This window comes from Acidimicrobiales bacterium (assembly GCA_035294085.1).
Classification (GTDB): domain Bacteria; phylum Actinomycetota; class Acidimicrobiia; order Acidimicrobiales; family Bog-793; genus DATGLP01.
The window spans coordinates 17,556-30,508 of sequence record DATGLP010000029.1 but is presented as its reverse complement, the minus strand read 5'-3'; the positions used below and the strand labels follow the sequence as shown (position 1 = coordinate 30,508).

Here is a 12,953-nt window from a genome sequence, read left to right as displayed (position 1 = left end):
GCGTCAGCAGTGCTCGACGGCGCCGACCCAGGTGAGCTGGGGGACGAGCTCGGCGCGCCAGAGCCGCCAGGAGTGGCGCCCCGGCAGGACCTGGAAGCGGTAGGGGATGCGCTCGGCGCCGAGCAGGCGCGCGAACGCCACGTTCTCGGCGTAGAACTCGTCCTTCCTGCCCGTGTAGAAGGAGAGGCGCAGCCCCGACTCGCGCACCCGTCTCGCGATCGTCGGCAGGTAGTAGAGCGGCGAGTCGTCGCGCCACTCCGGCGAGTTGCGAGGACCGTCGATGGCAGGCGTGTTGGCGACGAAGTAGCCCGACCACAGCGTCGCCGCGCCGTACTCGTCGGGGTGGCGCAGCGCCAGGTTGACCGCGCCGAAGGCGCCCATCGACAGGCCGCCGATCGCGTGCGCCGCGCGCGACGTGCACACCGGCAGGTTGCCCTGGAGGTAGCGCGCGAGGTCGTCGGCCACGAACGTCCCCCAGCGAGAGCTCGGCTTCACCGGCGAGTCCTCCCACTCCGTGTCGGTGCCCGACGACGGGCCGTCGCTCGGGGCCACGACGATCGTCGGCGGCATCCGGCGGGCCCGCACGAGCGCGGTGAGCACGTTCGCCAGGTCGAGCTTGGCGAACAGCTGGTGGCCGCTGCCCGGCACCCCGTGGAGGAGGACGAGGGTCGGGTAGCGTGCGCGCGCCCTCGGGTAGCCCGGTGGCAGGTAGACGAGGGTGGGGACGAGTCGGTGCAACGCGGCGGAGGGCACCTCGACCGAGACGACCGCCGGCCCCGCAAGCTCGGCGAACGGGCCGGGCCGGCGCGGTCGCGCCCGGGGGGGCGCCGCGGCGGCCGAGGGCATGCCCCCGAGGAGCGCCGCGGCCGCGAGCGCGAGCGCGCCCTTGGCGAGCGATCGCGGCCGGACCGCCGCCCGCGCGCGGCGCGCGACCTGCCGAGGAGGGACGGCGCGCACCGCCTCATGTTGGCGCCTGGCGGTGCGCTCTGTCCCGGCGCGGCGCCCTCAGCGGCCGTCCGCGCGAGCGAGCAGGACGGCGGCGGCGACGACGAGGGCGAAGCTCGCCACCCGGGCGACGCCGAGCGCGCCGGCCGGCACGCGCTCGCCGAAGAGGGCCACCCCCGCGGCGATGGGGACCGAGTTCGTGAGCAGCGTCGACGCGCCGGCCGTCGAGATCGCACCGCCGCGCTGGAAGGCGAGCTGGAGCGCCACGAAGCCGCTCGCGTGGCACGCGAGCAGGATCGGCACGAAGACGAGGCCGCTCCCGCCGAGCGCCCCCTTCGTGGCGATGTCCCCGGCCGCGTAGCACAGGCCGGACGCGGCGCCGAGTGCGAAGGCGAGCGCACCGGTGCGCCAGGAGACGAGGACGCCGAGGAGCGCGGCTGCGAGCGACGCGCCGACGGCCACGGCGACGGGTGCCCAGCCGACGTGCTGCGAGCGCGGGACGTTCCCGACCAGGCTGGCCCCGAGGAGCGCGAGGCCGACGACCGACACCGCCGAGGCCGCGAGCTCGCGGCGCGAGAGCCGTGCGGCGCGCCGCACGAGGAGGGCGAGGACGCCGATCCCGCCGGCCGCGATCGCCTGCACCACCGACAGCGCCACGAAGTGCAGCGCGGCGACGTACAGCCCCCACCCGAGCCAGCCGACGAGGTAGCCGCTCAGCCACCGGAGGTTCGAGAAGAGGAGCCACAGCGAGCGCACGGGCCGGCGCACCGAGAGGGTCTCCAGGCCGCTCGCGACGCCGTGCTGCACGAAGAAGCCCCAGCTCAACGCGACGGCCGAGGCGACGGCGAGGAGGAGCCCCGCGGCGAGGGCCACCGCGGCCCCTAGGCGACCGGCGCGGGCGCCATCGGGGGGACGCGGACTGGGGTCCAGCTGCGGCCCCGCACCCGCGCCGCGAACGGCAGGTAGCCCTCGGCGGCGAGCATCGCGACGAGCGCCCGTGGCAGGTCCGAGTGCCGCTCGAACGCGACGAAGCGCGGCTCCCAGTGCGGTGCGAACTGGCGGTTGAACACGGCCAGGTTGTCGAGCTGGAGCTCGAGGCGCCGCTTCACCGCGAGGAGCGCGCGCCGCTCCAGCCGGCGGACCCCCGAGGGCTCGGCGCCCGACGCGAGCAGGCCGGCGAAGGGCGAGAAGTTCAGCGACAGCGCCACGAAGTCGTGCTCGCGCCCCCACGAGGCGGCCGCGGAGATGAGGAAGGCGTTGAAGCCGTTCGGCGTCGTCCGGCGCCGCGGCATCGAGGAGAGCGACAGGCTCCGGCTCGCCGGGCACACCGCGAGGTGCAGGAAGCCGGCGACGGCACCGTCGGGGGAGCGCCCGATGACGAACAGGGCGTCCGTGCCGCCGAGCGCGCCGAGGTCGTCGAGCTGCATGACGAACCCCGTCTTCGGCCGGCCGCCGAGCCACTCCGCCTCGATCTCCCGGAGCTCGTCCCACAGCGAGGGAGGGACGTCCCCCGCGTAGCGCACCTCCGCGCGGTAGCCCCGGCGCTCGACGCGGTGGACGGCCTGGCGCGCGGTGCGCATCGGCGGTCCCTCCAGGCTGAACGTCTTCACGTCGAGGACGGCCTCGTCGCCGTGGTAGAGCGTCTTCAGCCCGAGGGCGCGGTAGGTGTCGAGGTAGCGGGACGACGCGCCGAGCACGGTGGGCCGCCACCCCCGCTCGCGCACGACGCCGTCGAGGAACGAGCGCAGCGCGGCCTCGACGAGCTGCGGCGGCCCGACGGGGTCGCCGGTGATGATGGCGACGCCGCGCACGGCCCGGTACGCGACGAGGACGGTGCCCGCGTCGGGGCTCGCCGCCGGGTCCTCGTAGAAGAAGCGGTCCTTGTCGGCGCGCAGCGCGAAGGGCGCGAGCGTGTCGACGCCGTAGCGGCGCACGAGGTCCGCGGCGCGGCTCGCGGCCCGCTCGTCCGCGCCGAGCTGGTGGCGCCAGGGCGCGAGCCACGCCGCGACGCCGCGGGCGACGCCGACGGCCTCGATCCCGACCACCGCCCACGGGAGCCAGTCGCCGAAGTTCCCTCGGAAGAACGACCGCCCGCCCGGGGCGAGGCCGACGAGGGCACGCAGCGCGGCCACGGCCGCCCTGCCGGCGTGCACCGGGAGGTCGGCGGCGACCCGGTTGACGACGATGGCGAGGAAGCCGAAGACGAACGCTGCGGCGACGAACCCCGCGATGCGCTCGAGGGCCGGCAGGCGTGCGTGCGGATCGGTCCTCGAGACGAAGTCGCGGCGGCGGGCGACGAGCGCGATCGTGATGACGCCGGTGACCGAGGCGTCCGCGTAGTCGAGGCCGTGCAGGAGGTGCAGCAGCGCCGAGAGCCCGAGGAGCGCGAGCGCGATCCGCCAGGCGCTGCGGTTCCGCCGGCTGAGGCCGCGCGACGTGATGAGCAGGAGCACCGCGGTCGGGACGATGAGCGCGGCGGCGACGGGCGGCACGAAGCTCGTCGCGACCTCCCCGACCACGCCGCCCTCGCGCCCGTGCGGTACGACGACGGCGAGCAGGTCGAGCAGGGCCCCGACCGTCACGGCGTAGACGATGAGCGTCACGGCGCGCCGGCTCCCGGTGGGCTCGCGCGCGACGAGGGCGCCCGCGAGGCCCGCCAGCGCGCCAGCCAGGTACACGGACTGCATCGAGGCGGCATGCCGCAGCGCCTCGGCGAGGGAGACCTGCAGGACGACGAAGACCGACCCCGCCTCGATGAGGTACGTCCACAGGCCGACGCCGCTCAGCAGCACGAGCGCCGCGGACAGCCGGTTCAGGCGCATCGCCCTCGTGACGAGCGCGAGCCCGGCGCTGCCGACGGCGAAGACCGCGACGAAGGCGACGAGCGGGACGCTCGCGTGGTGCGGGATCGCGTCGAGCTCGAGGGCCTGCGAGACCTGCGGCCCGGGCCAGCCGCTCACGACGGGGCGCAGGAGGTAGAGGCAGCCGAGCGCCATCGCCGGCATGGCGAGGGTCGCCGCGGCGAGGCCGGCGAAGGCGAGGCCGCGCAGCGCGAGGTAGCGGGAACGCTCAGCCATGGGCGAGGTGGGAGGATGCCGCGAGGAGGGCGGCGGGCAGCTGCGAGCGCCACAGCCCCCAGTTGTGGTTGCCCGGCACGATGCGGAAGCGGTGCGCGATGCCGAGCCTCGTCAAGAGCGCGGCGAACGACCGGTTCTGGGCGACGTCGTAGTCGGCGGTGCCGCAGTAGAACCAGATGTAGGTCCTCGCAGCCCGAAGGCGCGCGGCAGCCGCCACGACCTGGATGGCCGGGCTGTTGAGGCGTCGGCGCGCCGGGTTCCGGCCGAAGACCGCCGGGATGTCGTCGGCGAGCATGTAGCCCGACCAGCTCTCGACGACCCGGAACTCGCCGGGGTGGTGGATCGCGATGTTGAGGGCCCCGTAGCCGCCCTCGGACAGGCCGCCGATCGCCCGGCTCGCCCCGGACCGCAGGGCGCGGTAGCGGGCCTGGATCGCCCGCACGAGGTCCCGGGCGACGAAGGTCTCCCACCCGTTGTCCCGGCGTACGCCGTTCGCCCACTCCGTGTCGACGAGCAGGCTCGGCGAGCCGGACGGCATCACGAGGATCGTGGGGGACATGCGGCCCTCGGCGACGAGGACGGACTCGAGGCCGGCGATGTTGCCGACGTTGACGAACGACTGCGGCCCCCCGAAGGCGGGGTAGCCCTCGAGGAGGTAGAAGGTCGGGTAGCGCTGCGCCGGGTGCGACGCGTAGCCGGGCGGCAGGACGACGACGACCGGCACCGCGCGCCCGCCGAGCGCCGGGCTGCGCACCGAGATGTGCACGACCTGCGCCGGGACGACCGAGACGACCCGGTGCCTCGCGCCCGGCAGCGCGACGCGACTCGGCACCGACGGCGGCGGCTCGCCGCGGTAGAGGAGGAACGTCCACACGTAGCGGAAGGCGCCGAAGCTGCCCACGGCGGCGAAGGCCGCCAGCGCCGCCGCGGCGAGGGCGAGGGCGGCCCGGCGCGCCCGGGAGCGACGGCCCGGCAGGCGCGGCGCGAGGGGCGCGCCTGCGGCGTGGTCCCCCAGCAACGTCCCGTTCGCGTGCATCCCGGCGCCCCTCGACCGACCGACCGGCCTCGCCAGCCGCACGGCTGGCCCCCCGACGAGCGTACGGTGCCGGGCGGTGCGTCGCGCGCCGACGACCACCGGCGCGCTGCGGCAGGCCCGCCACGAAAGCGCGCGAGAACGATCGTTGCTCATCGCGCGCCCGCTTGGTAGCGTCCGCCACCACACGATCCGGGAGCTTCCTGCGCATGGCCGAGAGCGCCACGGGGCACGAGGTGCCCGGCTGGAGGCGGGTGGCGCTCGGCTCGCGTCGCGTCGGCGCCGCCTGCGCTCGCGCGCGCCGGGTGCCCGCAGGGTTCGGCGCCGTCGCGCTGGCGCTGCTCGCCGGGGCCGCGCTGCCCGCCGTGGCGCGCGCGCCCGGCGCGGGGCGGCCCCCGAGCGCCAGCGCCGCGTGGCACCGGCTGCTCGAGGCCTCGACCGATCTCGGGCCGAGCCGGGCGCGCATCGCCTCCGTCGTCATGGCGCTGGCGGCGGGCGCGCCGGGACCGGGTCCGGTGCGGCGCTGGGCGGCGTCGGCGGGTCTCGCCGTGCGCAGCTGGCCTGGCGAGCGCTTCGCCATCGTCCTCGGCTCGCCCGCACGCCTCGGGCGCGCCCTCCGGGTGCGGATCGACGACTTCCGGGCACGCAGCGGCGAGCGCTTCTACGCGAGCGTGCGAGCGCCGGCGATCCCGCCGGCGCTCGCACGAACCGTCGCAGGACTCGGGCGCATCAGCTCCTACGGTCAGCCCGTCGCCGCCTACGTCCCGGCGGGTGGGCTGACCCCGACGGGCCTGCGCACCGCCTACGACGCCGGCCCGCTCCTCGAGCGCGGGATCGCTGGCGCGGGGGAGACGGTGGTCCTCTTCGAGGACAGCCCCTACTCGCCCAGCGACCTCGCGGCCTTCGCGCGCCGCTTCGGCCTCCCGCCCTTCGACGTCCAGGTCGTGAACGGCCAGGGCGCGTTCGCCGCGGAGATGGTGGAGGCGGACATGGACCTCGAGACGGTCCACGAGATCGCCCCGCTCGCCCACCTCGTCTACTACAACATCGGCGTCGGGCTGCGCACGACGTACGCTGAGTTCGCGACGGCGCTCACGGCGAGCTTCGCGGACGCGGCGCAGCGCTTCCCCGGGGCGATCTGGAGCATCAGCCTCGCCGCCTGCGAGAAGGTGCTCGGCGCCGCCGACCTCGCGGCGATGGAGGACGCCGTCGCCGCCGCGGCGGCGCGAGGGACGACCGCCTACGCCTCGAGCGGCGACCAGGGCGGCGCCGACTGCCTGCAGTTCGGGGAGGACTCCGTGAGCCCCGGCGAGGGTGTCGACTTCCCGGCGGACCTGCCCGCCGTCACCGGCGTCGGTGGCACGACGCTCGACGTGACGACGCGCGGCGACTACCTCGGCGAGGAGGCCTGGACGCTGCCGATGCTCTCGCTCGGGACCGGCGGCGGCGTCTCGACGCTCGTCCCCCGTCCCGCCTGGCAGCCCACCGCTCTAGGGGCCGGTCCCTCGGGCAGGGAGGTCCCGGACGTCTCGGCGGTCGCCGACGTGCTCACCGGCAACGCGATCGTCGTGCACGGCCAGCCGGCAGAAGGCTCGGGGACCTCGCTCGCCGCCCCGGTCTGGGCCGGTCTCACGGCCCTCGTCGACGAGTTCCTCGTCCGGTCGGGCGCTCGCCCGCTCGGCTTCGCGAACCCCGCCTTCTACGCCCTCGGCGCCGAGCGCGCGCTCGAGCCGCCGCCCTTCCACGACGTCGTGGTCGGCGGGAACGACTTCTACCGGGCCACCCCCGGCTACGACCTCGCCACCGGGCTCGGCTCCCCGGACACCGCCGTCCTCGCCCAGGACCTCCTCGCCTACGAGCGAGCCAGCCGATGAGCTCCCCCGCGCCCCGCGCCGCCCGAGGAGCGCACCGTCCGCCAGTGACGGGCGGCGCCGCGCGCGCCGCCCGTCGAGCAGTCCGGTGAGCGCTGGCTGGCGCGCCGTCGCGCACGCCCACGGGTGGTTCTCCTACCCCGCTGCCACGCCCGACCAGGTGGGGCGCACGGTGCGGCTGTCTCGACCGCAGCTGCTCGGGATCCTCCTCGGCGCGCTCGCGGGGTTCAGCGTGCTGCTCGTCGCGGTCGCGCTGCTCGCCCGCCCCGGCGCACCCGTCCGCTGCACGGTCCTCGCCTGCAGCGGGCAGCCCGTCGGCCCGCCGGTTGCGAGCGGCTCGCTCTACGTCAACCCGACGTCGGGCTTCTCGGTCCGCTACTGGATCCCACCTCTCCTCCCCGCGACCGGCAGCGCGTCCACGGCGGGGAACGAGCTCGAGCTCAGCTTCGCGAGCCTCGCGAACATGCCGCCGGGCAGCCCGGCGGGCGCCTACTACGGGCAGCTGCAGTTCTTCGCGCTCGAGGCGCAGGGGGCGAGCCCCGAACAGCTCGTCGCGCAGGTCGTCGGCCGCCTCGCCCCCGGTGCTGCGCTCGCGTACGTCCTGCCGGGCGCCAGCGTCGGCTACGTGCCCGGCTACGGCGCCGCGTACGACTACTACCCGAGCACGGGAGCCGGCACAGCCGAGCGGTACCGGCTCATCGTGCTGTGCGCCGTGCACGCCGGCCTCGCCGTGTTCGCCCTCGCCGACGGCCCCTACCTCGACTTCAGCCAGGACGGGATCCCAGCCATCATCCACCACGCCACGATCGCCGACGAGTTCTCCGCGCTCCTCGCCGACAACTCCGTCGACAGCGTGCGCTGGCCTAGCGAGCGCTCGCCGTGACGAAGGGGTCGACGCCCGGGCGCCGGCTGCAGCGCCGAGGCCGGTCCGGAGCAGCGCTCGCGACCACGCGCCGGAATGGCGACGAGCCCGTGGCATCCCGACAGCCCGTGGCATCCCGACAGGAGGTGGGTCCATGTCACTGACGCCGACCGAGACGCAGGGGGCACCGACGAGTGCGACGCCGCCGACGAGGCCGCCGCTGATCGGCCCGGCGAACGCCCACCAGAGCCGCCTCTCCATCCTCGTGCGGCTCCTGCTCGCCCTTCCGAGCGTGCTGTGGCTCGGGGTGTGCGGCATCGCTGCCGTCGTCGTCGTCCCGATCGCCTGGTTGTCGGCGCTCGTGCTCGGACGTGTGCCCGGTCCGCTCGCCGACTTCCTCGAGGGCTACGTGAACCTCGGGCTGCGCTGCGCTGCCTACCTCAGCTTCGTGACGGGGCGCTTCCCCGGCTTCCGGCTCGCGTGGCGGGACGAGCTGCCGCGGCTCGTCCTCGAACGCGAGCGCCTCAACCGGCTCGCCGTGCTGCTGCGCGCCTTCCTCGGGCTCCCCGCGTACCTCCTCGCGACGGTGGTGGACCTCGGTGCCACCGTGTTCTCGCCGATCGCCTGGCTCGTCGCACTCGTCGGCGGGCGCCTCCCGCGGGCCCTGTTCCAGGCCGAGGCGGCCGCGCTCCGCTTCCATGCCAGGACCAATGCGTACCTCCTGCTCGTCACCCCCGCCTACCCGGCAGGGCTCTTCGGTGACCCGGTCGGCGAGCGGCCGGGCGGCGTGGACGACGAGAGCGCGGCGCGCCCGCTGCCCGGCCACCTGTCGGGAGGCGCGCGCCTCCTCCTCGGTGTGTTCATCCTCCTCGGATTGTGCTACTCCCTCCTCGACCTCGTCGCGCAGTCCACCTACTCGGCGGCGCCGCGCGCGGAGCTCGCCTACTCGAGGCTCTCGGACGCCTTCACGAACTGGTCCCGTGCGGTCCGGCCCTGCGCGAGCTCGAGCGCCGCCGTCGCCTGCGTCGCCCGCGCCACGGCGCCGCTGCAGCGGGCCCTCGTCGCCTTCGAGGACGCCATCGAGTCGATGACGGTCCCGCCCTCGGCGGCCGAGGCGAGAGCAGCGCTCGCCTCGAGCGCCGGCGTGGCCGCGACCGAGGCCCGCGGGATCGTCACGGCGGCTTCCGCCACAGTCGTCGTGCGCGACGCCTACGCGCTCGAGAGCACCTTCGTCCGTCTGAGCCAGCAGTACGCGAGCTTCGTGCGCGCGCTGTAGGACCTCGCAGGGTCCCGGCGGGGGCGCGGGAGCCGTGCTACCCGGTCGGTGTCCGCGCGACGAGGCGTGGGCAGGGACTCAGCGCCTCTCGCTCCGCGGCGGCGGTGCGACGGCGCGCCCCGAGGGACGAGGACGCTCGCGACGCGCCGATCGATGGCGGCGCGAGCCGCTCCATCGCGGGCGAGCGGCGCCGAGCCGCACGCGCCCGGGCGGGTAGGATCGCCGGGCGCGTGAGCTTCCTCACGGTGCCGCCCCCGTAGCTCAGGGGATAGAGCAGCGGTTTCCTAAACCGCGTGTCGCAGGTTCAAGTCCTGCCGGGGGCGCCGACCCGACGAACAGCGACTTCGCTGGGGACTCCCTTCCACGGCGCGCAATCGGAGAGCGGCGGTCGCGCAGCGGGTGCGACGGCTCGAGGAGATCGTCACATCGATCCCGTACCTTGAACTCGTGAAGGTGCGAGACGTCATCCGTACCCTGGAGCGTGACGGCTGGCGCCTGGACAGACAGGTGGGCTCTCGCCGCCGGTTCCGCGATCCCGACCGGCCGCGAACGATGACGGTGGCAGGCAAGCCGAGTGACGAGGTGCCGAAGGGTACGCTGGGATCGATCTGGCGGCAGGCCGGCAGGTTGGGAAGGCAGCGTGGTGACTGAGCCGACCGCCGTCCTCGACGCGCGGCCACGCGAGCACCCGCGCGTCGAGGTGGAGGCGAGGAGGCTCAGGTGAGCGCCGGCTCTCCGAGCCTGGCCTCTTCCGCTGGGCCGAGGTGGCTCGCGAGGCGCGCGGGCACTCTCCGGTCGGCAGGCACTGCAGCGCCGAGCCGGCGCCATCCACCTCCGACGGCGCATCCGGCGGGAACGCCGCCGCGAACCGGTCGCAGGGACCGTCGCGACCTCGTACACGAGAACGCCACGCTGCGCCTTCCTCCACCAACCTACGGAAGCGACGCGAGGAACTCGAGGTGGCGTCGGGACTGCTCCTGCCGGCGCCAGGCAGCGAGCTGGCGCCGAGCGTAGAAGCGCAGGGCGGGCAGCCAGAGATCCGTTGCCAGACGATGCCACCGCTCGGGCGGGAGGATCGCCCGCAGCACGGGCACGACCTCCTCGAAGCGCCGGGACCGGACGGCCCGGGAGATGGCAGGCACGCGACCCAGCAGTGCCGGGCGGCAGGCTGCAGCGAGGTCGGGCAGCCGGCGGAGCCCACCCACCATCCCCGAGGCGAGGATCCTCGGCCACGAGTAGAACTGGCGCATGGCCTCGAGCACGCCGAGCTGCAGCTCGAGCGGCGTCATGCGGGCGGGCCGCATGACGACGTGATGCCCGTCGAACAGCGACCAGTCCCCGCTCAGCAGGCGCTCCTGGTCGCCCACGCGCCGCCAGAGCGCCGTACCCGGCAGTGGGGTCTCCACCATCAGCTGGAAGGTGTCGATGCCGAGGCGGCGGGCGAAGTGCGCGGCGGCCTCGGCGCTCGAGGACGTGTCGCCGTCGAGGCCGGCGACGAACATCCCGTGCACGGCGATGCCGTGCTCGTGGAAGGCGCGGACCGCTCGCTCGATCGTGTCGACGCTCTGGTGCTTGCCGATGCTGGCGAGGCCCTCGTCGGTGATCGTCTCGACGCCGATCATCACCATCTGGCAACCCGCGCGCCGCATCAGCGCCAGGAAGTCGTGGTCGGCCTCGGGTCGCGCCGGAGAACGCAGAGCAGTTGCGGCCCGCACCTGCGCGAACCAGGTGGGACACAGGTCTCTCCTGAGCATTGCCTCGAAGAGCTCGGCGCTACGGCGCTTGTTCACGACGAAGTTGTCATCGTGGAAGAAGACCCGCTGTGCGCCGAGCTCGCCCAGCTCGGCGATCACCTGGTCGGTCCGCCGGTAGCGGACCGCCCGGGAGAACAGCGCCGTGACCGAGCAGAACTCGCAGTCGAACGGACAGCCCCACTGGGTCATGATCGGCTTCGTCACGAGGCGCGCGTGGCCCTCGATCAAGCGCAAGTCAGGGATCGGGAGCGCCTCGAACTCGGCCTGCGTCGCGCGCCGCCGGTCCGGGTTGTGGCGCGGCTCGCCGGCACCATCGAGGTAGGAGAGGCCGAGCACGCCTGACGGATCCTCGTCGCGCTCGATGCACGACACGAGCTCGACGATCGTCTGCTGACCCTCCCCTCGCACGACGTAGGGCGCGTGGGCCAGCCCCTCATCGGCGCAGAACGTGACGTGGGGACCACCGAGGACGACGGGGACGCCCGCGGAGGCGAGCAGGTCCGCGAGGCGGTACGCGGCGGGGGCGGTGGCGGTCGTCGAGGAGATCCCGACGAGGTCGGCGCGCAGGCAGTCCTCGAGGTCGACCGGGGCCAGCACCTCGCAGTAGATGCGGACGTCGTGGCCGGCGTCGGCGAGCAGACGGCCCATGAGTGGCAGCCCGAGGCGCGGCAGCAGGGCGAGGTCGTAGACGTTGTGACCGGCCGGTCGCGGCTCGACCAAGCGGATGCGCAATCCCATCGCCTACCTCCCCGAGCCCGCGCCGACCCGTGCCGGGGGCGGTGGCTCGTACGGACACGTCGGATCCTCGCCGAGCGGATCGCCGAGGCGCGCGAACGCCTGCGCCCGAGAGCCACCGCACACCTCCCGCAGCTCGCAGCGGCCGCAGCGACCCTGGAGAGCCGCGGGATCGCGCATCGTGCGCAGCAGCGGCGAACACGCGTAGATGCTCGACAGCGTGGCCTGACGGACGTTGCCGGCGACGAGCGGCAGGAATCCGCTCGGCTGGACGTCGCCGCGATGGGAGACGAAGACCACGCCCCTGCCGTCGCCGAGCGCGAGCGGCGAGCGCGTGCGCGTCGCGTGCCCGTTGCCGGCGAACCCCTCGGCGATGATCCGGTCGAAGCGACGACGCAGCGCCCGGTAGAGCGGGCCTGGCGGCAGTCCTCCGGTCGCTGGCCCCCCCCGAAGGACGAGGCGCCGGAACGCGGGCGCCTCCGTCGTCTTCAGCGGGACGAATGCCGCCGCGTCGTAGAGGATGGCCAGGACATCCTCGGTCTCTCGGGCGGAGAGCGCCTGGAGGACGCGGCCGCGGCCGGTCGGCACGAGGAAGAAGACGCTCCACAGGTCCGCGCCGAGCTCGGCGACGAGCCGGCAGATCCCCGGCAGCTCGAGCACCGTCTCCCGACTGACGGTCGTGTTCACCTGGAGCCGAAGGCCTGCCGACCGCGCCGATCTGCACGCTGCCAGGGTCCAGGCGAACGACCCGGCCACCTGCCGGAAGCCGTCGTGGACGCTCGCGCTCGAACCGTCGAGCGAGAAGGAGACCGTGCGGACACCGGCCGCACGCAGCGCCGAGAGGCGCCCCTTGGTGGCACGGGGCGTCCCTGCAGGTGAGACCGCGGCCGCCAGCCCGGCGCGTGACGCGTGCCGGACGAGGGCGGCCAGATCGGGACGCTGGAGCGGATCCCCACCGGTGAAGACGACGACCGGTCGAGGCGGGCCGAGCTGCGCGAGGTCGTCGAGGACGGCGCGGGCCTCCGCGGTCGTGAGCTCCTCGCGGTGACGGCGCGGCACCGCCTCCGCCCGGCAGTGGAGGCAGGCAAGGTCGCACGCGCGCGTCAGCTCGAACAGGACGAGGAACGGACGGACCTGCACGTCGAAGCGGAGGCGCCGCACCCGCCCGACCGGGGAGAGGTCCGTCCGTTCCACCGACTGGCGGGGCGATCGCGCGCGCGCCTGCTCCGTTGCCCGGCCGACCCCCGACGCGTACGGCGCTGCGGTCACCGTCGCTCCCCTGTGGCGCGCCAGCTCATAGTAAGAGATGTCTACTACTTAACGTATAGTTGCGAACACTACACGAAGGCTGCGGGAGCCGCACCCCCGCCGATCGGCCCGGAGCGCAACAGCGGATCGCG

Annotated in this window: 10 protein-coding genes and 1 tRNA gene; 5 read left to right on the top strand and 6 right to left on the bottom strand. The window is 74.7% G+C overall.

Annotation, left to right across the window (positions count from 1 at the left end; all coding sequences use genetic code 11):
* Positions 1–3 precede the first annotated feature (3 nt).
* The 4 genes from VKV23_10760 to VKV23_10745 are packed head-to-tail and all read right to left on the bottom strand — an operon-like array spanning position 4 to position 5,058.
* Positions 4–957, bottom strand: coding sequence for an alpha/beta hydrolase-fold protein (locus tag VKV23_10760; GenBank protein HLI16513.1), 954 nt, complete (start codon positions 955–957; stop codon positions 4–6).
* A 48-nt stretch (positions 958–1,005) separates the two neighbouring features.
* Positions 1,006–1,818 (bottom strand): hypothetical protein, encoded by an 813-nt coding sequence (locus tag VKV23_10755; protein HLI16512.1) that lies wholly within the window; start codon positions 1,816–1,818, stop codon positions 1,006–1,008.
* 8 nt (positions 1,819–1,826) lie between these two features.
* Positions 1,827–4,022 (bottom strand): phosphatidylglycerol lysyltransferase domain-containing protein, encoded by a 2,196-nt coding sequence (locus VKV23_10750; protein HLI16511.1) that lies wholly within the window; start codon positions 4,020–4,022, stop codon positions 1,827–1,829.
* Complete coding sequence (locus VKV23_10745; protein HLI16510.1) at positions 4,015–5,058, bottom strand: alpha/beta hydrolase-fold protein; 1,044 nt, start codon at positions 5,056–5,058, stop codon at positions 4,015–4,017. The genes VKV23_10750 and VKV23_10745 overlap by 8 nt, the downstream gene beginning before the upstream one ends.
* A gap of 206 nt (positions 5,059–5,264) precedes the next feature.
* On the opposite strand from VKV23_10745, the gene VKV23_10740 reads away from it, so the two are divergent.
* The 5 genes from VKV23_10740 (at position 5,265) to VKV23_10720 (ending at position 9,715) form a co-directional block, all read left to right on the top strand.
* Positions 5,265–6,929 (top strand): S53 family peptidase, encoded by a 1,665-nt coding sequence (locus VKV23_10740; GenBank protein HLI16509.1) that lies wholly within the window; start codon positions 5,265–5,267, stop codon positions 6,927–6,929.
* An 85-nt stretch (positions 6,930–7,014) separates the two neighbouring features.
* Entirely contained in the window at positions 7,015–7,809 is a 795-nt protein-coding gene (locus VKV23_10735; GenBank protein ID HLI16508.1) for a hypothetical protein, read from the top strand.
* A 133-nt stretch (positions 7,810–7,942) separates the two neighbouring features.
* Entirely contained in the window at positions 7,943–9,064 is a 1,122-nt protein-coding gene (locus tag VKV23_10730; protein HLI16507.1) for a DUF4389 domain-containing protein, read from the top strand.
* 250 nt (positions 9,065–9,314) lie between these two features.
* Positions 9,315–9,387, top strand: a tRNA-Arg gene (locus VKV23_10725).
* 124 nt (positions 9,388–9,511) lie between these two features.
* On the top strand, positions 9,512–9,715 hold the full coding sequence (locus VKV23_10720; protein HLI16506.1) for a type II toxin-antitoxin system HicA family toxin: 204 nt from the start codon (positions 9,512–9,514) through the stop codon (positions 9,713–9,715).
* Between the two features lie 281 nt (positions 9,716–9,996).
* Here the strand turns inward: VKV23_10720 and VKV23_10715 are convergent, their stop codons facing one another.
* Positions 9,997–11,556: a radical SAM protein gene (locus tag VKV23_10715; GenBank protein ID HLI16505.1), complete on the bottom strand. Its 1,560-nt coding sequence runs from the start codon at positions 11,554–11,556 to the stop codon at positions 9,997–9,999.
* A gap of 3 nt (positions 11,557–11,559) precedes the next feature.
* On the bottom strand, positions 11,560–12,822 hold the full coding sequence (locus VKV23_10710; GenBank protein HLI16504.1) for a TIGR04053 family radical SAM/SPASM domain-containing protein: 1,263 nt from the start codon (positions 12,820–12,822) through the stop codon (positions 11,560–11,562).
* Positions 12,823–12,953 lie beyond the last annotated feature (131 nt).